At 46.4% G+C, this 18702-nt stretch carries 16 protein-coding genes; 6 read left to right on the top strand and 10 right to left on the bottom strand.

The window, feature by feature from the left end; translation table 11 throughout:
• The first annotated feature begins 6 nt into the window (after positions 1 to 6).
• Positions 7 to 645 (top strand): DsbA family protein, encoded by a 639-nt coding sequence (locus Undi14_RS01100; RefSeq protein ID WP_200177596.1) that lies wholly within the window; start codon positions 7 to 9, stop codon positions 643 to 645.
• Positions 646 to 770: 125 nt separating this feature from the next.
• Here Undi14_RS01100 and mnmE read toward each other — a convergent pair whose 3' ends face one another.
• The 5 genes from mnmE to rpmH all read right to left on the bottom strand — a co-directional run bounded on the left by mnmE (position 771) and on the right by rpmH (position 4970).
• Positions 771 to 2177 carry a tRNA uridine-5-carboxymethylaminomethyl(34) synthesis GTPase MnmE gene (gene mnmE, locus Undi14_RS01095; protein ID WP_200177595.1) on the bottom strand — a complete coding sequence of 469 codons (1407 nt, stop codon included), beginning with the start codon at positions 2175 to 2177 and terminating at the stop codon, positions 771 to 773.
• 154 nt (positions 2178 to 2331) lie between these two features.
• The gene (yidC, locus tag Undi14_RS01090) at positions 2332 to 4077 is read right to left on the bottom strand and encodes a membrane protein insertase YidC (protein ID WP_200177594.1); all 1746 of its coding nucleotides are present in this window, start codon (positions 4075 to 4077) and stop codon (positions 2332 to 2334) included.
• Positions 4078 to 4086: 9 nt separating this feature from the next.
• On the bottom strand, positions 4087 to 4386 hold the full coding sequence (gene yidD / locus Undi14_RS01085) for a membrane protein insertion efficiency factor YidD (RefSeq protein ID WP_186896068.1): 300 nt from the start codon (positions 4384 to 4386) through the stop codon (positions 4087 to 4089).
• Position 4387: 1 nt separating this feature from the next.
• Entirely contained in the window at positions 4388 to 4795 is a 408-nt protein-coding gene (gene rnpA / locus Undi14_RS01080) for a ribonuclease P protein component (protein WP_186883995.1), read from the bottom strand.
• A gap of 40 nt (positions 4796 to 4835) precedes the next feature.
• Positions 4836 to 4970, bottom strand: coding sequence for a 50S ribosomal protein L34 (rpmH, locus tag Undi14_RS01075; protein WP_061535510.1), 135 nt, complete (start codon positions 4968 to 4970; stop codon positions 4836 to 4838).
• A gap of 520 nt (positions 4971 to 5490) precedes the next feature.
• On the opposite strand from rpmH, the gene dnaA reads away from it, so the two are divergent.
• From dnaA to gyrB, 3 genes are all read left to right on the top strand, one after another.
• Positions 5491 to 6873, top strand: a complete 1383-nt coding sequence (gene dnaA, locus Undi14_RS01070; protein WP_200177593.1) for a chromosomal replication initiator protein DnaA — start codon at positions 5491 to 5493, stop codon at positions 6871 to 6873.
• A 290-nt stretch (positions 6874 to 7163) separates the two neighbouring features.
• A complete protein-coding gene (dnaN, locus tag Undi14_RS01065; RefSeq protein WP_200177592.1) occupies positions 7164 to 8270 on the top strand; it encodes a DNA polymerase III subunit beta in 1107 nt (368 codons plus the stop codon).
• Positions 8271 to 8451: 181 nt separating this feature from the next.
• Positions 8452 to 10956, top strand: coding sequence for a DNA topoisomerase (ATP-hydrolyzing) subunit B (gene gyrB, locus Undi14_RS01060; RefSeq protein WP_200177591.1), 2505 nt, complete (start codon positions 8452 to 8454; stop codon positions 10954 to 10956).
• A 62-nt stretch (positions 10957 to 11018) separates the two neighbouring features.
• Here the strand turns inward: gyrB and Undi14_RS01055 are convergent, their stop codons facing one another.
• The 4 genes from Undi14_RS01055 to Undi14_RS01040 are packed head-to-tail and all read right to left on the bottom strand — an operon-like array spanning position 11019 to position 16239.
• Positions 11019 to 11945, bottom strand: coding sequence for a hypothetical protein (locus Undi14_RS01055; protein WP_200177590.1), 927 nt, complete (start codon positions 11943 to 11945; stop codon positions 11019 to 11021).
• Entirely contained in the window at positions 11942 to 13087 is a 1146-nt protein-coding gene (locus tag Undi14_RS01050; RefSeq protein WP_200177589.1) for a DUF3696 domain-containing protein, read from the bottom strand. The genes Undi14_RS01055 and Undi14_RS01050 overlap by 4 nt, the downstream gene beginning before the upstream one ends.
• Positions 13080 to 15014, bottom strand: coding sequence for a DUF262 domain-containing protein (locus tag Undi14_RS01045; protein WP_200177588.1), 1935 nt, complete (start codon positions 15012 to 15014; stop codon positions 13080 to 13082). Before Undi14_RS01045 ends, Undi14_RS01050 begins: the two co-directional genes overlap by 8 nt.
• Before the next feature lie 58 nt (positions 15015 to 15072).
• The gene (locus Undi14_RS01040) at positions 15073 to 16239 is read right to left on the bottom strand and encodes a DNA cytosine methyltransferase (protein ID WP_200177587.1); all 1167 of its coding nucleotides are present in this window, start codon (positions 16237 to 16239) and stop codon (positions 15073 to 15075) included.
• A 412-nt stretch (positions 16240 to 16651) separates the two neighbouring features.
• Between Undi14_RS01040 and Undi14_RS01035 the strand changes: the two genes are divergently transcribed.
• Positions 16652 to 16858, top strand: coding sequence for a hypothetical protein (locus tag Undi14_RS01035; RefSeq protein ID WP_200177586.1), 207 nt, complete (start codon positions 16652 to 16654; stop codon positions 16856 to 16858).
• A 463-nt stretch (positions 16859 to 17321) separates the two neighbouring features.
• Positions 17322 to 17942, top strand: a complete 621-nt coding sequence (locus Undi14_RS01030; protein WP_200177585.1) for a glutathione S-transferase — start codon at positions 17322 to 17324, stop codon at positions 17940 to 17942.
• 222 nt (positions 17943 to 18164) lie between these two features.
• Here Undi14_RS01030 and Undi14_RS01025 read toward each other — a convergent pair whose 3' ends face one another.
• The gene (locus Undi14_RS01025; RefSeq protein WP_200177584.1) at positions 18165 to 18362 is read right to left on the bottom strand and encodes a hypothetical protein; all 198 of its coding nucleotides are present in this window, start codon (positions 18360 to 18362) and stop codon (positions 18165 to 18167) included.
• Positions 18363 to 18702 lie beyond the last annotated feature (340 nt).

Genomic DNA, 18702 nt, shown 5'->3' with positions numbered 1-18702 from the left:
TGCAACATGAAAACGACAATCACCTATTTGTTTGATCCCTTGTGTGGCTGGTGTTACGGTGCGGCACCGATGATAGGAAAGCTGAGCGAACAAAGCGATATCACGCTGGTGCTGGCACCATCAGGCCTGTTTTCGGACAGCGGCGGACGCGTCTTGGATGCGGCGTTTGCTGGTTACGCATGGTCAAATGATCAGCGTATCGAAAAACTCACAGGACAACGCTTTACTCCGGAATACCGCTCGCACATTCTGAGTAAGCCGGGTAGCCGGTTCAATTCGGCAGCAGCAACCATGGCGCTCAGCGCGGTTGCGATGAGCGCACCGGAAAGGGAACTCGACGCACTCAGGCTGTTACAGGAAGCCCGTTATCTGTACGCACAGGACACCTGCGATTGGTCTGTCGTGACCACCGTTTTACGCAATAACAATTTTAATCGTGCTGCAGACAATCTGACATCACCCGACGATGCCCTGCGCGACCGTCACCGGAAGCGTATCCGCAACGCACAGGAAATGATGCACAGTTTCGGCGTACAAGGAGTACCGGCGTTGATTATCAGCGATGGACAGAGTAGCCGTCTGCTCAGAAGTAATGCACTGTACACCAGCTTTGATACCCTGCTCAGCGACATTGCGGCAGTGTGACGCAAATCATTCCGCTCATCACCATAAAAAAAGCTGACCGTTTGGTCAGCTTTTTTAGCTTTGTATCAGAACAAATTACCCCAACACGGCGATTACAGATCATTCTGCCGTCAAGAACTGTCGGTCTACTTTCCTATACAGAAACGCGAGAAAATCACACCCAGCAAATCGTCCGACGTGAATTCACCGGTGATGCTGTTGAGGCGATCTTGTGTCAGGCGCAGTTCTTCGGCGAATAAATCCAGCGACTGATCATTTTGCGCGGCGTATTCAGCCGCATTTTGCAGATGTTCATGTGCTTGCTTCAACGCAATCAGATGCCGTTCGCGGGCCAGATATAAGGATTCACCCGTCTGCTGCCAACCAGCGATGCGCAATAACTCCTTGCGCAACAGATCGATGCCGATATGCTCAGAGGCGGACAGATAAATATGCGTCGCATCATCCATAGAATCAACGCTGGCATGATGACCAGAGAGATCAATCTTATTCCAGACGCGAATCACCGGAACACCATCAGGAAAGCGGGCGACAATGGCTTCGTCAGCGCGGGTCGGGCCGCGGCTGGCATCCAGCAGATGCAAAATCACATCGGCCTTTTCAACCTCAGCCCAGGTGCGCTCAATGCCAATACGCTCAACCGTATCAATGGCATTCACGATGCCGCCCGGCTCTGCATCATCATGCTCATGCCGGATACCTGCGGTGTCGATGATATTCAACGGTATGCCTTCGATGTGGATGGTTTCCGTCACTTTATCGCGGGTCGTGCCGGCAATCGGTGTGACGATTGCCACATCATCACCAGCCAGCGAATTAAGTAAAGAAGATTTACCGACATTAGGCTGCCCGGCCAGCACCACATTCAAACCCTGACGCAGTAATGCGCCCTGCGCGGCCTGTTCGAACACTTTTTGCAAAGCGCTCTGTATCACCGATAGCTGACCTCGTGCATTTGATTTTTCGAGAAAATCGATTTCTTCCTCAGGAAAATCCAGTGTCGCCTCGACCAACATACGCAGATGCACGACCTTCTCCACCAAGGCATGAATCACTTTAGAAAATGCGCCGGACAAGGATTGCGAAGCCGATTTCGCAGCAGCTTCGGTCGATGCTTCAATCAGATCGGAGACGGCCTCTGCCTGCGCCAGATCGAGTTTGTCATTCAAAAAAGCGCGTTGTGTGAATTCACCCGGCTCTGCCAAGCGCAGACCAGATTCTTTACCAGCTTCCAGACAGCGACTCAGTAACATTTGCATGACGACCGGGCCGCCATGTCCTTGCAACTCAATCACGTCTTCGCCGGTATACGAATGCGGCGCTTTGAAATACAGCGCGATGCCCTGATCAATGACCGTGCCATCCGCTTGCGTAAAAGGCAGATAAGTTGCGTGACGGGGTTTTAACTGGATGCTGCCAAACAACGCTGTCATTACGGCAGCCAGATTTTTACCGGAAATCCGCACAACTCCGATGCCTCCGCGTCCGGGGGCAGTGGCAATGGCGGCGATGGGAATAGGATCGTAAGTCATGTTGAAATTCTATCTGTGCTTGCACTCTTCAAGTGCAGAATTGTCTGAATAGCTGTGACTGAAATGCGACAAGCTGAAGGTACGTCTTGCAGCCTGAACATCGTTGCAGCGATAAAAAAAGCCCGCACGACGCGGGCTTTTTTCTGGTGTGACGTTAAGCCTTGTGCTCAGGTGGAATCAATTTATTGTTGATCACCCATTGCTGACCTATCGACAGAATATTATTCACGACCCAGTACAGTACCAGACCGGATGGGAAGAAGAAGAACATGACGGAAAATGCTAACGGCATGAACATCATCATCTTCGCCTGCATAGGATCTGCTGGTGCCGGATTGAGCTTGGTTGTGATGTACATCGAGATCGCATAAATCACCGGCAAAATGAACAGCGGATCAGGTGCGGTCAGATCAGTGATCCAGCCCATCCACGGCGCGCCGCGCATTTCCACACTGGCTTGCAATACCCAGTACAGGGCCAGGAAAATCGGCATCTGGATCAGGATAGGGAAGCAGCCGCCAAGCGGATTGATCTTCTCAGTTTTGTACAACTCCATCATCGCCTGATTCATTTTTTGCGGATCGTTTTTATAACGCTCGCGCACTGCCTGCATCTTCGGTGTAACCACTTTCATTTTCGCCATACTGCGATAGCCAGCCGCTGACAATGGGAACAAGGCCAGTTTGATTGCAATAGTGAAGGCAACGATAGTCCAGCCCCAGTTACCAATCAGACCGTGTATCAACTCCATCAGACCAAACAATGGTTTAGCGATAATTGCCAGGATGCCGTAGTCTTTCACCAGCTCTAAACCTGGAGCAATTTTTTCTAATGTGGCAGTCGATTGCGGACCAGAATATAAAACAGCATCACTAGATTTGCTTGCACCCGGAGCGATACTACCCAGCGGCAATACTGTGCTGACTGAGAAGACATTCTCTTTCACTTGTTCCGTACGGAACTCACGCGCCCCCTTGTCGTGCGGTACAAATGCAGAAACAAAGAAATGCTGTATCACTGCAACCCAGCCGTTATCGGCTGATTTCGCATGGCTGTTGTTGCTGCTGCCGGCCAGTTCTTTTTCCGCTTTATGAATTTTTTCAAAATCCAGTTTCTGGAATTTTTCAGCATCGGTATAGATTGCCGGTGCATAAAATTCACTTGGGCCGGTGAACATCGAGCCGCCATCTGGTTTTGTGCCATCGTGAATTAACTGCAAGTACAGTGATGGAGTAATCGCCGCTGTGCTGTTGTTGCTGACCGTATGTTGAACGCCGACTGCGTAATCACCTTTTTTGAAGGTAAAGGTTTTCGTCAGTTTCACACCATTCTGTTCTGACTCCAGCACCAATTGAACGCTGCTATCTGCATCCAGCGTACGTTTGCCTGGTTTCGCAACAAACACAGATTTATGGTTAGGAAACGCACCGTTGATCAGGCCAGTCTGCGCCAGATAAATCCGCTTGTCACCCGCATCAAACAGAACAACATTTTTGTGATTTTCTGTCTTTTCTTTCAAGCCAACGGCTTCCAGAAACGGCGTGTAGAAATGCTCGTGTTTAGCGTCCTCTTTGTATTTCAACAATTCAAGACGTCGAACCTCACCACCCAGCGTGTCGATATCGGCTTTCATCACGTCAGTCGTGATCGTGATGATCTCGCTCTTGACAGGAGCAACGGCAGGGTTATTCGCAGAGACCGGAGCGCCATTTGCACTGACTGCCGGTGTTGGTGCGGCCACAGCGGAGGCAGAAGCCGGAGCATTGGCATTTTTACTTTGCTGCGTGGTCGCGGAAGGAAAAAACATGGACGATTTGCCATTGTGGCGCATCCAGTTGTCCCACAGGAGCAACAGCGACATAGAGAAAATAACCCACAGGACGGTACGTTTGATATCCATTTGTGTATGTCAGGAAAGGTGTGAGGAATGACCAGTGTCGCCAGTATGATCGTGGCAACACTTGTCGGATGTGGGGACGGTCTTATTTTTTTCACCGGCAGGTGGAACATTATCCACGCCACCAGGATGCCAGGGATGACATTTGCACAGGCGTTTGCCGGCTAAATAACTTCCCTTAACGGCACCATGCAGCTGAATCGCCTCTGCTGCATATTCAGAACAACTGGGGTAAAAACGACAATTCTGCCCCAACATAGGACTGATTGCGTACTTATAAAAGCGTAGCAACAGGAGCAGCAGTGTTTTCATATCAGCCAGCCTTACAAGCAGGCGCAGCGAACAGACGCACGATTTCCGCCCGCAGCTCACGTTTGAGCTGGGCAGTTGTCGCAGGACCGTCTTTGCTGTTCACTGGTCTGGATAAGCGCACAATACAATCCACGTTTTGCAACGCTGAGCACCGGAAGATCTCACGCGTGACGCGCTTGATCGTGTTGCGTGTCACCGCCCGGGGCGCAAAGCGCTTGGCAGCAACAACACCCAGACGAGCGTGCGGCAAATCATTGGTTCTGGCATACAGCACAAAATGCGGCGTTTTTTGTACGGGGCGCAAACGAAAAACGGATGAAAACTCATCCGTTTTAACGATGCGACGAACGCGGGCAAAATCTGCACCGCCTGCATCTGCCTGAACTGGGTCAGTTAAATGATTGATCATGCGATTTCAGCCAGAGCTGCCGCAGACCAACAATTTAAAATCAAGCTGCCAGGCGTTTACGGCCTTTGGCACGGCGTGCGTTCAGAACAGCGCGGCCACCGCGGGTTGCCATACGTGCGCGGAAACCGTGGGTGCGCTTGCGGCGAACGACGGAAGGTTGGTAAGTACGTTTCATGTTGGTCTCGCTATTTGAGCAATAAAAAAAATCGGAATTACGGGTAAAGGCTTGCGTTTAATTGACGTCAGGCTTTTCACCTTTACTGCCCCAAAACCGCTGCTCATGGCTTGTTGCATGTCGTAAAAACGATGCACCATCCAATAAAAGAGGGTAGGGAACCCTGAATTAGACACCATTTTTAGCTTACGTGTCAATCACTTAGCACAAAATTTAATCAAAGCCCGTTTACGTACGGTCGTGCGTAGGGAAGAATAAATTTAATCTCAAGGCTGTGGATAACTCTTGCAGTCGCGGTTAAAATAGAGGATTAGCGCGGCACCGGTTTATGCCTTTAAGGCAACTTTTTTGATCTGACTCAGATACAATGAGTTCAAAAAGGATAAAAGAAACTGTTGCGAAATTCGTCTGCGTTCACTCAACTACAAGCGCCGTTCCGGCTTCCGGATGGCAGACTGATTTCGCAATCGCTTCATAGATTCGGCACCGCGCATTTGCATTTTATACATTAAAGTCATACATGGAAAATTTCTGGCAAGCCTGTTCGTCCCAACTTGAGCAAGAGCTTCCACCGCAACAATACAGCGCCTGGATCAAACCTCTCGTACCGCTCGACTTCGAAGAAGGCAAGCTGCGCATTGCTGCGCCCAACCGTTTTAAACTCGACTGGGTCAAAGCCCAGTTTGCTAACCGCATTTCAGAATTAGCCAATCAATACTGGGACGATGAAGTAGAAGTGCAGTTTGTACTTGATCCGCGTGGCGGCAAAAAGCCAGCCACACCCGCACCTCGAAGCAACGGTAGCGATGGTGATCATTCCACGGCCAATGTCGAAATTGTCCAAGAAGCTGTGGCTGCGCCAGAAGCATCACCAAGACGCGATCTGAGCCGCATCAATGTAGAACTGACTTTCGATAGTTTCGTTACTGGTAAAGCGAATCAACTGGCACGCGCCGCAGCGATACAGGTGGCGAATAATCCGGGCGTATCTTACAACCCGCTGTTTCTGTATGGCGGCGTCGGGCTCGGTAAGACGCATTTGATTCATGCGATAGGTAACCAGATTCTGGTAGACAACCCGAACGCGAAAATCCGCTACATCCACGCTGAGCAATATGTACGCGACGTTGTCACGGCATATCAGCGCAAGGGTTTTGATGAATTCAAACGCTATTACCATTCGCTTGATCTGCTGCTGATCGATGATATTCAATTCTTTGGCGGTAAAAGCCGTACGCAGGAAGAGTTTTTCTATGCGTTTGAAGCACTGATCGCCGCGAAAAAACAGATCATCATCACCAGTGATACTTATCCAAAAGAAATCACTGGGATGGATGACCGCCTGATTTCGCGTTTTGACTCTGGTCTGACGGTCGCCATTGAACCACCGGAACTGGAAATGCGGGTCGCGATTCTGCTCAAAAAAGCGCATTCCGAAGGTGTGCATTTTTCAGACGACGTCGCGTTTTTCGTTGCCAAGCATCTGCGCTCAAATGTGCGTGAGCTGGAAGGCGCACTGCGCAAGATTCTTGCTTACTCCCGCTTCCATGGCAAAGAAATCACGATCGATGTTGTGAAAGAAGCGCTGAAAGATTTGTTGTCGGTGCAAAACCGACAGATTTCCGTAGAAAACATCCAGAAAACCGTGGCTGACTTTTTCAATATCAAAGTCGCCGATATGTATTCTAAAAAACGTCCGGCCAATATCGCCAGACCGCGCCAGATTGCGATGTATCTGGCAAAAGAACTGACGCAAAAGAGTTTGCCTGAAATTGGTGAATTATTTGGCGGACGCGATCACACCACAGTCTTGCATGCAGTACGCAAGATCACGGCTGATCGCGCGAAAAACCCTGAGTGCAACCACGAGCTGCATGTGTTGGAACAAACGCTCAAGGGCTGATCACTGAAGCTTGAAAGTCTGGTCGGGCTAAAATAACCGAACCATCATGATGCAGAAGTGATAGCAGCAATCAAAGTATAAAGGCCTCGCCCACTTTTCGGGTCAGGCGTGAGTTTTTAAGTAGTCAGGCAGTACATAAAAAGTAATAAGAGACGAAGCAGATAAAGTCACGGGCAGAAAGCAGATCGCAAAACAAGATGCAGCAACGTGCGAGATGCGACTGCCAGTGAACTTAACTGAGGCGCCCACAAATCAGGTCCCTTATCAACAACATAAGTGAGGATATTCAAATGCAATTGGTTAAAACCCACCGGGATACCCTGCTCCGGCCTTTGCAAATTGTGAGTGGTATTGTCGAGCGTCGGCACACATTGCCGATTTTGGCCAATATCCTCATTCGCAAAGATGGCGAACAAGTGTCGTTCCTCTCGACAGACATCGAGGTGCAGATCACGACCAAAGCAGAAATCGGCTCTGGCGGCGAGAACGTTGCCACCACAGTCGCTGCGCGTAAATTGCTGGACATCTTGCGCGCCCTGCCGGATGACAATGATGTTGTCTTGAAACTGGATAACAAGCGCATGAGCGTGCAATCGGGCAAATCCCGTTTCTCGTTGCAGACGCTGGCAGCAGAAGAATTTCCTACAGTGGCGCAGGCTGAGCACTTCAATGCCAGCGTGAACCTGCCACAAAAGACACTGAAGCACTTGTTCAACATGGTGCATTTCTCCATGGCGCAACAAGATATCCGTTATTACCTGAATGGTCTGTTGCTGGTGGTCGACGGCAAGAACGTCATCGCCGTTGCCACTGATGGTCACCGTCTGGCGTATTGCCAGGTCGAAGTCGAACAAGAATTTCCACGCCACGAAGTCATCATTCCGCGCAAAACCATCATTGAATTGCAGCGCTTGCTGGAAGACAAAGATGATCCTGTGCAGATCGACATCGCGAATAACCAGGTCAAACTGACGTTTGCCGATATCGAGTTGATTTCTAAACTGGTCGAAGGCAAATTCCCTGACTTCAACCGCGTGATTCCTAAAGGTTACAAAAACAATTTCACTCTGGGTCGTGAACAATTGCTGCGCTCTTTACAACGCGCCGCGATCATGACCAGCGACAAGTTTAAAGGCGTGCGCTGCGTCATCATCCCTGGCAGCATGCAGATCTTGTCGACCAATGCCGATCAGGAAGAAGCGATGGAAGAAATTGAAATCGACTACGGTGGTGATAACGTCGATATCGGTTTCAATGTCAGTTATCTGCTGGATGTATTGAATAACCTGAAGTGCGAGCAAGTCAACATTGCTTTGGGCGATTCAAATTCATCTGCACTGATCACCATTCCTGACAACACCGACTTTAAATACGTCGTGATGCCAATGCGAATCTGATTTGCTCTGCCCCTTCTTCTGTCCGCAGAAGAAGGGTTGGGGATGAAAGCACCGTCATCACGCCGCATCCTGCGCAGTCTTGCTGATCCGCGTTTCGCTCTGCCTTCACCCCGCCCTCTTACACCTACGCAAGAGGGAGTTAACACCCTTGAACACGCAGTAAACACAACAGAAGGTAGCCATGTCCGATAACAACCAAGACAATACTCCAGCCCAAGCCGCCAGTTCAGCGCAATACGGCGCATCCTCCATCCAGATTCTGGAAGGCCTGGAAGCCGTGCGTAAGCGCCCCGGCATGTACATTGGCGATACCTCGGACGGCACCGGCTTGCATCATCTGGTATTCGAAGTTTTAGATAACTCGATTGACGAATCGCTGGCAGGACACTGTACCGAGATCAACGTTGCGATTCACACCGACAATTCCATCTCCATTACCGATAACGGTCGCGGCATTCCGACCGGCATCAAATGGGACGATAAGCACGAACCAAAACGCAGCGCCGCCGAAATCGTCATGACCGAATTGCATGCAGGTGGTAAATTCGATCAGAACTCGTACAAAGTATCCGGTGGTTTGCATGGTGTCGGTGTTTCCTGCGTGAATGGCTTGTCCAAATTACTGAAGCTGACGATACGCCGCGATGGCAAAGTTCACACCATGGAATTTGTCCGTGGTGTTCCGCAAAACCGTGAACTTGAAACGGTTGATGGTGTTCTCACTTCCCCGATCAAAGTCATCGGTGACACTGACAAACGCGGCACCGAAGTCCATTTCTGGGCAGATGAAGAAATCTTCACGCATGTTGAATTTCATTACGAGATCCTCGCAAAACGTATCCGCGAACTCTCATTCCTGAATAACGGCGTACGCATCAAACTGAATGATCACCGCACCGGCAAAGAAGAATTATTTGCCTTTGAAGGTGGCACCCGTGGTTTCGTTGAATACATCAACAAAAATAAATCGGTCTTGCATCCAACCATTTTCCAGGCAACTGGCGAAAAAATGTCGGATCAGGGCACCAACATCACTGTGGACGTTTCCATGCAATGGAACGATGCCTACAACGAACAAGTGCTGTGTTTCACCAATAATATTCCGCAACGCGACGGCGGAACGCATCTGACCGGTTTGCGTGCAGCGATGACGCGCGTGATCAATAAATATATCGACGAACACGAATACGCAAAGAAAGCCAAAGTCGAAGTCACCGGCGATGATATGCGCGAAGGCTTAACCTGCGTCTTGTCCGTCAAAGTACCTGAACCAAAATTCAGCTCGCAGACAAAAGATAAGCTGGTGTCTTCCGAAGTGCGCGGCCCTGTCGAAGAAATCGTCACCAAAACATTGACAGATTATCTGGCTGAAAAACCAAACGATGCCAAAATTATTTGCGGCAAAATCGTTGAAGCATCGCGCGCCCGCGAAGCGGCCCGCAAAGCCCGCGAACTGACCCGCCGCAAAGGTGTGATGGATGGTTTAGGCTTATCTTCCAAACTCGCCGACTGCCAGGAAAAAGACCCTGCCCTGTGCGAACTGTATATCGTCGAAGGTGACTCTGCGGGGGGCTCTGCGAAGCAAGGCCGTGATCGTAAATTCCAGGCGATTTTGCCATTGCGCGGTAAAGTGCTGAACGTAGAAAAAGCCCGCTTTGAAAAAATGCTGTCGAGCGAACAGATCACCACCCTGATCGCCACCCTCGGCACATCCATCGGCCCTGACGAATTCAACGCCGATAAATTACGTTATCACCGCATCATCATCATGACCGATGCCGACGTTGACGGCGCCCACATCCGCACCTTGCTGCTGACCCTGTTCTATCGCCAGATGCCACAACTGGTCGAACGCGGCCACATCTACATCGCGCAACCACCACTCTACAAAGTCAAAGCAGGCCGCGATGAACGCTACCTCAAAGACGATGCCGAAGAAGCGCAATACATGATGACCGTGGCACTGACCAACGCATCGCTGATACCAAGCACAGGCGCAGCGCCTATCACTGGCGACGCACTGGCCGAATTGGTACGTCAATACAATCTGGCCAATGCCATCATGACGCGCCTGACGCGCCTGATCGACCGCGCCGCACTGACAGCGATCATGACTGGTGTCACCCTGAATTTTGAGAGCGCAGAAAGCACCGAACAAACTGCTCAGCAAATGACCAACACCATCAATGACCCGGCGATCAAAGTGGTCGCCATCAACGATGATGTCAATGGCACCCGCACCCTGCGTGTAGAACGCCTGCATCATGGCAATATCAAAGTCAGCAATATCGAATCTGATTTCGTTGTCAGCGCCGATTACAAAGTATTGGAAAACGCGGCTGCCACATTTAAAGGCTTGTTAGGCGAAGGCGCGTTCATCCGCCGTGGTGAAGGCGAACGCGTCAAGGAAATCGCTGTGCAGGATTTCCACCACGCCATGCTGTGGCTGCGCGAAGAAGCCGAACGCGGCGTCTCCAAACAACGCTACAAAGGTCTGGGCGAAATGAACCCTAGCCAACTCTGGGAAACCACCATGGATCCAACCGTACGCCGCCTGCTGAAAGTGCAAATCGAAGACGCGATTGCAGCGGATCAGATCTTTACGACTTTAATGGGCGATGATGTTGAACCGCGTCGCGCGTTTATTGAGTCGAATGCTTTGCGGGCTGGGAATATTGACGTTTGATGTGACCGATATATAGCTTTTTTGCAAAAAAAACGCCGCAAATTAGCGGCGTTTTTTCTTACTTACCAATGCTCACCTAAATGTGCCAACTTGATTATTTTTCGCCTATATTTCGATGAGTATTTAAGACCGAAATATGCACGATTATATTTTTTTGGACTTAATTTTTGACCTCTATCATTGTGATTTAATTTCAAATGATATTCGCAATTAACTTCCTCGTATTTGCCAACTTCGTCATCTGAAGGGAAGCAATAAGTTTTCTTGTTCTTGGCTTGCCGCGTACATTCAAGGTGATGTCCAAGTCGCGATGAAGTCTCTCTTATGACAATTAAATCTTCTTCATTACTTTCAGGCTTATTCGAGATAAGATGATAAGCCTGATTTAGAGTATTAAAAGCATGACTAAACTGATCTAAATAGTCATCGTAAGTTCCAGATTTGATCGTAGTTAAAGTTTTAGAAAAATCCTCGTGAAACTGAAGATGCTCATAAATATTCTTTGCCCTTTCAACAAATTGAAACTCATTTTTAACGCCAAATTTAAATTTTTTTGAATTTTTACTGCAAACATCAAAATAATTCGCCACATGTAAATCAGAGCTTACGCCAACCCAAAAATTTTCTGTTGCAAATGCGTAATTGTAGGGGCCTTCATCATTACAGCTTTCCAACAATGTATTCAACATTTCAGCGGTATCACGATAAGACTTTCCCGCACCAATAAGTATTTCAATCTCATGCAGCCAAAAATTAATAACGCTATCGTCATAATTCGCAAGATCATAAAGTTGCTCAAAAAGTGATTTTCCACTCACTTCATACTCTAAAAAATCTTTCGCGAATTCCAAATTATTTCGCTGTGAAAGCTTAAAACTCTCAATACCCTTTTGAAATTTACTGAAAATTTCATCAAATCTAGTTGCATCAGCACCATCTTCAAATTTTGGAAAACTATGTATTGAGCCTAAAGAGGTAGAAGTCATCATATATTTCTAACCTCCTCCCCTTTCATAATTGAGCGAATGTCTTGTGCTTGCTGGTCAAAAAACCCACTTGGCCAGCTAGACAATTCACCCTTTTTACCAATTGATATCTCTGTTAAATCTGCTTTCCCATCAGATGCAGAAACAAAACAGACTTTAAATTGTCCGTCAATATACTCATTTCGCAAACGAGCGATAACTCTAATCCCATTTAATAAATGGTCACTATGTGTTTCAACAATCACTTGCACCCCTGCCAATGCAGATAAAGCTATTAAACGCCCCAAATAGCTTTGCCCTCTCGGATGCAGATGTGCTTCAGGGTTTTCAATAACTACTAAGCCTTTCGGTTTTGTGACTAAGAGCGCTGTAACTATGCCAAGTGCATAACTAAGACCAAAACCCATATTGATTGGCTTTGTCTGCAATGTGGAATTTCGTGTGCTAAAAGTTGCATGACTAATGCGCGCGCCTTCTACCAAAATAGGCGATACACTGAACCCTGGCGAAATTTCTGACATCCAAAATTCGATATTCTTAAGGATATTGTAATTTTCTGAATCCGGATGCATACGCGCATCTAACGCGTCTTTAGGAAATACTCGCCGATCATTATTTAGTAATTTGTATATAACCTCGATAGTGTATTCCCCTCTGGGGCCAACCCAATCGATAATGTCATTATTTTCATTTAGCCTAAAACTATTTCTCGGCCCAAATCTTTCAGCCTCTAAAAATTGGAATCCAACCTGGGAAAAATACCATTCACCTAACGTCGCTTGGGCACGTTGCTCTACATTTGATTGCAATTTATTGCCCAATAAGGTTTGGTCATCTACACTTGCAAAGCCATAACCAAACTGAACTGCTACGGCATCAACTGAAAAATCTAGCACTACCGCCATGTGCTCATCGCCTTCATTCACAGCATCAGTCGAGTGAATGTCTTTATAAGAACCTAGGTTAACCAATTCACCGTTTAAATGAACGTAGTCTTGAAATTTAGATTGAAAAGGTACAGCTAGTGCTTGAATGGCAGTGCTTTTACCCACCGAATTGTTGCCGCAAAAAATCGTTAACGACGAAAAACCTATTTCTAGATCTCGATAACATTTAAAATTTTCTAATTTTATTGAATTAAGCATTCGTTTCCCGTTTAATCAAAGGACTAAAAACCACGTTGACCCCGGTAGAAATTTTAATAATATTGATGAGCGCATCAAATCGGTACAGCACTGTTACTCTCTTACTAGTGGATTGGGAAATCGCATAAGCAAATCCCCTCCCTTTCTCGCTGTATACTGAGGAAGTCCAAACTGCGTATTCAATGGATTCATTTTCTACTGCCTCAAAAAAATTACTAACAAATTTTGCTTTATGAGCTCGAATTACTTCCATTTGGTCCACAGTCAAATTTGAAAAAACTGCTGTAATCAATTCAAAAAGCGGTTTACTCAATGGTTCAGACTTCCCAGAGTTGACATTTTTCCTAAATGTTGCGTCGCCAAAAATTTCTTTTGCGAACAGTAATGAATCTGCAAACTTCGTCGCCAATTTACTCAATAAAAGAGATTTTTTTACATCTTCAATTTCCCCATCATCACTCACCTCCAGAGATTCTTCATTTAATATTTTCATCGCTTTTCGCAGAAAATCGTCATAGGTTTTTTCGTTGTACGATTTAAAACCCATCAACATAAATGCAATCGCGCCTAAACAAAGCTCAAGATCTTTTTGTCGCTTCTTATTAACTACACCATTAGTTGCAATTTTAAATTGCGGAGAATTCGCAAGTAATCTTAAAAATTGAACGCTGGTCCCGAGGTGTAGAGCATTGCGTATTTCCTGTTCGCTGAGCGGAACACCGTATGTATTGATACGGTGAAACAATTCAATCACAGCTTCCTCACTCCCCTCACTTGCATCAATGATATAGGCTGTAATTTCTGATTCTTTTAACTTTCTAGCCTCAGCTCGGCTGAGCGCCGAGAATTTCTTCCCGTTAAGTGTTGGAATTTTTTCGAGATCAGTAAGTGTAAATTTATCAGAGATAAAATCTTGAATTGTCGAAAGCCGCTGCAATCCATCAATTACAACCCAGTTTCCATCACGTTTTTCACCAAAATAGAATACTGGAAGCGGCAGTCCCATTAAAATGGATTCAATGAGCTTTGACTTCATCTTCGGAAGCCAAATTCTTTCACTGCGTTGATAGGCAGGCTGCATTTCAATTTCATGAAATTGCAACCGCTCATAAAGCAAGGTCAGGGTAGGTGTTTGTCGCCTAAAAACAGGCTGATGAACATAGCTCTCTGCGCGAATTTCATCATCCAAAGATTCGTCAGTGATGTCAGATTCTTTTTCAATACCTGTAAACAAAGGCAAATCTGCCAACTCATCAAGTTTGGTGTCTTGCAATAGTGAAATTTCGGATTTGTTGTAAACCTTTGACTTTGACCCGTAATATTTCTCATCCAGAGACACTATAGCCTCTGCAATATCAGAATGTATAGATTGAAATGCAAAAGCAATATTTTCAAGCTCAGGTAAAAATTTCTCATTTGAAAATCGTTTGGCAAGAAATTTAATCTTTTCTTCCAACAACAGTACATTAGTTTTAAGGGTAAACGCTGTTTTTCCAATGTTGAACGACCGCTGCGTGTCAATCTGCTTCTTTAATATTGGTTGATCCGCTGCAAGAACTTCTTTTTGTGTACCAAGTTCATGAGTCTCACTCAGTCGAAATAGTAAATGTTTCTTGTCTGCATATTTAAAATATTCAATGTTGGGCAAATATGACAACACTGTTTCTGGCTGATTTCGACTAGAGCCTGCCCCGTATAGTGCCTGGTCAACGTTAGCGTAGCCATTTAAAATCAACTGCGTCCAAATCTCTTCTAATTCTTTGAACGATCGACTTTTTTGCTTCGACTCACCGTCTATTTGTAAATAATATTTTTCTTGTGACCGATCAAAATTAGAAATGACTATTGGCGAGGTAGTTGGGTTAATTGGCTGGAGTAATTTTCCAGTCAATTTTTCTATTTGGTCTAAGGCGTCAGCGAATTGCATATATGACAAACAATTAATTAGTGTTATTTATATCCTAACATGCAATTCGCAAATAATCTTATTTCTTAGGTGTCTCAAAATTGGTCACAAATGAAAAGATTTCTTTGGCAATGGCTAAGGCCAAAAGATAAGGGACTCCATTTCCAATCGTTTTAAACATATTGGACAATGTCATGGTTGGAGGAAGTACAAATTCTTTTGGTAAAGATTGAATTGCTAGCGCCTCTGCCGCGCTTAATCTACGTTCTTTATATGGATGCAAATGCACTTCATTGTTTCCATATGCTGCAGTAGGTGAATAGCGCCAGCGATGTAAGCGTTTAAATGATTTTTTTGCGTCATCCCCTTCTCCAATTGTCTTAAACCTTGAAAGCGCCTGTCTGGGCGTGAAGTGATGTGATGCATTTGGATGCTGGTCAACTACATTTTTCTTAAACCAATATTCAACAGTTAATGATTCAAATTCAACGACTGAGAACGGTATTGATCTATTTGAATCAACACTAAATGATTCTTGTTTTGGCCATAGATCTTTATTCAAAACTGTATTCTTATCAAATTTTATGTCTCTTCCCCATTTGAATTTATTTTCGAGTTCATCATCGTTCGATATATTGAACGCATCTTGTTTTACACCGAACATTAAAATTCTGTCTCTGTCCTGAGGTGCGCCAAATTCAATACTGTTTGTCAGTCTGTCAGTGAGTATGTATCCTGCATCACGCAACGCTGATTTCATTTCTTCGTAAAAGGCACGGTGCCTAGCAGTACGCCATAAACCTTTTACATTCTCAAAGAGAAAGAAATCTGGAGTATTTTTAAGAATACAATCAACGTACACCTTAGTCAGACGCCCATTTTCACCAGTTGATCCTTTGTTTTTTCCTGCGACTGAAAAATCTGGACATGGCGGCCCACCAATAAAACCTACGGAAGCCTTATCTTTAGCATTGTTCACTAAATCAGATAGAACCTTAGATTTGTCACCATCAACAAACGCTTCTATTGAGTCAGTAAAATATCCGTAACTAGGAATATCCAGCTTCATCAACTGGCGAGAATATTTATGTGCCTCAATAAATGGTTTGTGAAATTCATTTACGAAGCAAACATCAAATCCAGAATTCTCAAAACCCAAATCAAGAAATCCACTTCCAGAAAAAAAAGAAAATATCATCGGTTTTTCTTTCATCTTTTTTTCCAGGTCCAAAGGTTCTTTATTCATATTCACAATTTACGTAACATATTAATATTAAAGAGGTTTTTATCTTATACTTGCACCTCTTTACGAGGATGAATGTTACAGTAGATATTCCGTTCTATAAACGAAGAACTAGAAACAGTTTGTGAACTGCTCTGCAATTTAGCAAAGAGCTATGGCATTTATTTCATATGGCTGACGTTCATTCCATAACAACACACTAAAAAAAATGCGGCCAATTAAGTAACAAAGCACGTAGCCAGAAATTCTGATGCGCAAAGGGCTTCATACTGGGGGCTTCCGCTATCGATTCCATGATAAAGATTTGCCTGACCAGCCAAAATGTTATAAGGCAGCGATATAAATCAACGGCTGTATCTGGCACGGCCACCGCTGCCATCTGTCGAAAATACCTCAAACCAGAACGGCATTCTGGTTGGCTAAGATCTCCGACAATATCGCGCGGGATCAACGTCACCAGACTCAGTTGCTGGCATCTGAATGGCGTTATGCGGTTATCTGGGAATGTGCTCTCAAAGGAAAAACCCGACTCAGGCAGGATTATCTGATCGACTGTTTGGAAGAGTGGATCATTGACAGCAATTCAAAGAGCCTTGAACTCAGCGGAGTCACTGTTAAGTAAGCTGAAAACCGCTTTCTTCGCGTCACTTCTTGCACTTTCTGGTGAGTAGCTTAGTCCGCAATCGAGCTCGGTCTGATTCCGGCTCACTGACCAGACGTACCCACCCCGAAAATGGTCTGGATCAGGCTCTATCCATATAATCATGTCGTCAATCACTTCCTCAATATATCCGGTCATTCTATTCTCCAACAAATGTGATAGTTAATCTGGTTGTTTGAGTTTAGATCTTCAATATGAGATGGTCTACGGACGATGAGTCACATTATTTCATTCTGACTGAATTAGTATGTCTGGCAGCATCAATATCGACATGCTGTTTCAAGCGAGTCAGATGCACACACATAAAATCCGGCATTCTGCCTACCCTTGCTGACCCTGCTATGATGGCGCGGGTTTTGGGTTCATCACGCGCCCAAAGCAGCCAATTTTTTAGTTCCGCTTTTATTCGCTTTCAGGAGACAACATGCCTCAACTTAAACTGACCTATTTCGATTTTCATGGTGGCCGTGGTGAGCCCGTGCGGCTGGCGTTAGCGCTGGGCGGGGTGGCGTTTGAGGATCATCGTTTCAGCTATCCTGAATTTGCCGACGTGCGCAAAGCGACGCCGTTCGGGCAGGTGCCTGTGCTAGAGGTGGATGGTGTACAACTGACGCAATGTGATGCGATCCTGCGTTATGCGGGCAAGCTGGCGGGTCTGTATCCGCAAGACGCTTTGCAGGCTTTGTACTGCGACGAGGTGAGCTTTGTCGTGGAAGAAGCGGGTATCAGGATGGGGCCGACTTATCGTATGACGGGTGAAGAGCAAAAGGCAGCGCGTCTGGCCTTGGTGAATGGTTCTATGCCGGTTTATCTGCGCTGGCTGGAGCAGCGTTTGCTGGCGCAAGGCGGCGAATACTTTGCTGATGGCAGGCTAACGATCGCCGATCTGAAGGTGTTTGTGGATATTCGTAGTTTGAATGCTGGTCGTCTGGATCATGTGCCAACCGATCTGGTGGCGCAGGTAGCACCGGCGCTGAATGCGCATAATCAGCGCATCGCGGCCTTGCCTGCGGTGCAGGCGTATTACGCGAAATTTGCTCAATAAAGCGGCAGTAAAAATCAAAAAGTACGGCAACCAGCCGAATGACATCAGCGAGACTGTGTATTGATCAGGTCTGCAGGCTGAAATGCTGCCAGTAGGCGCATGGAATCTCAGACATTGAACGCAGACTCAGATTTTCGTGCGATTTTTTGCCGCCTCTTTTTCCGCTTCAAAAAAAACAGCCGGTATCAACACCGGCTGTTTTTTTATGCGTCAGCGTATTGCTTAACGGCTGTTCTGTTTGCAGGTAAAACTGGTCGTGGTCACTTTATCGACATTACCCTGACCACAAGTAGCGATGGCTTGCTGCGACATCACGCTGATTTGTTTGCCAGCTTCGACTGTGTTTTCGCTGACAGAAATACAGGCGCTTAAACTGGCAACGATGGCGACCAGACTCAGGATATGCAGGAATTTTTTCATAGTCTCACTCTCAGGTTGATTTAATTTGGCAAAGCAGACATGTCGTTGGTCGCTTCGTCATTTGATAGACCGGCATGCTGTTGCTTGGTTCCCTGCATGCCAGAGGGAGTGGCAGGCCATCACCACTGTTTGAGCTTAACGTTTCAACAACCCATCCGGCTGACTTTCACGGCGTATCTGTTTCCGGTGATAACAAAGACGCAGCTATTGCGCCTGAAAGAAGCACGTGGTGCTACTTTTGCCAGCAACCGGGTTTGTAAATGAGCCGCAGTTGTGGCGTTATTTGTAGGCATGTTTTGCTTCATTTTGTATCATGAAGCTAAGAAAACGTGCAGAAACT

It is taken from the genome of Undibacterium sp. 14-3-2 (assembly GCF_016595265.1).
In the GTDB taxonomy this organism is placed as follows: Bacteria; Pseudomonadota; Gammaproteobacteria; order Burkholderiales; family Burkholderiaceae_D; genus Undibacterium; species Undibacterium aquatile.
Note: the sequence above shows the minus strand (reverse complement) of the source record. Positions and strands in the feature narration are given on the sequence as shown.

What these genes read in the sequence shown, in the direction of transcription:
- dnaN (WP_200177592.1), top strand. Translation starts at nt 7,164, where the DNA reads ATGCAATTGGTTAAAACCCACCGGGATACCCTGCTCCGGCCTTTGCAA.
- Undi14_RS01055 (WP_200177590.1), bottom strand. Translation starts at nt 11,945, where the DNA reads ATGATGACTTCTACCTCTTTAGGCTCAATACATAGTTTTCCAAAATTT.
- Undi14_RS01025 (WP_200177584.1), bottom strand. Translation starts at nt 18,362, where the DNA reads ATGAAAAAATTCCTGCATATCCTGAGTCTGGTCGCCATCGTTGCCAGT.
- rnpA (WP_186883995.1), bottom strand. Translation starts at nt 4,795, where the DNA reads ATGATCAATCATTTAACTGACCCAGTTCAGGCAGATGCAGGCGGTGCA.
- yidC (WP_200177594.1), bottom strand. Translation starts at nt 4,077, where the DNA reads ATGGATATCAAACGTACCGTCCTGTGGGTTATTTTCTCTATGTCGCTG.
- gyrB (WP_200177591.1), top strand. Translation starts at nt 8,452, where the DNA reads ATGTCCGATAACAACCAAGACAATACTCCAGCCCAAGCCGCCAGTTCA.
- yidD (WP_186896068.1), bottom strand. Translation starts at nt 4,386, where the DNA reads ATGAAAACACTGCTGCTCCTGTTGCTACGCTTTTATAAGTACGCAATC.
- rpmH (WP_061535510.1), bottom strand. Translation starts at nt 4,970, where the DNA reads ATGAAACGTACTTACCAACCTTCCGTCGTTCGCCGCAAGCGCACCCAC.
- Undi14_RS01100 (WP_200177596.1), top strand. Translation starts at nt 7, where the DNA reads ATGAAAACGACAATCACCTATTTGTTTGATCCCTTGTGTGGCTGGTGT.
- Undi14_RS01050 (WP_200177589.1), bottom strand. Translation starts at nt 13,087, where the DNA reads ATGCTTAATTCAATAAAATTAGAAAATTTTAAATGTTATCGAGATCTA.
- Undi14_RS01045 (WP_200177588.1), bottom strand. Translation starts at nt 15,014, where the DNA reads ATGCAATTCGCTGACGCCTTAGACCAAATAGAAAAATTGACTGGAAAA.
- Undi14_RS01030 (WP_200177585.1), top strand. Translation starts at nt 17,322, where the DNA reads ATGCCTCAACTTAAACTGACCTATTTCGATTTTCATGGTGGCCGTGGT.
- mnmE (WP_200177595.1), bottom strand. Translation starts at nt 2,177, where the DNA reads ATGACTTACGATCCTATTCCCATCGCCGCCATTGCCACTGCCCCCGGA.
- Undi14_RS01040 (WP_200177587.1), bottom strand. Translation starts at nt 16,239, where the DNA reads ATGAATAAAGAACCTTTGGACCTGGAAAAAAAGATGAAAGAAAAACCG.
- dnaA (WP_200177593.1), top strand. Translation starts at nt 5,491, where the DNA reads ATGGAAAATTTCTGGCAAGCCTGTTCGTCCCAACTTGAGCAAGAGCTT.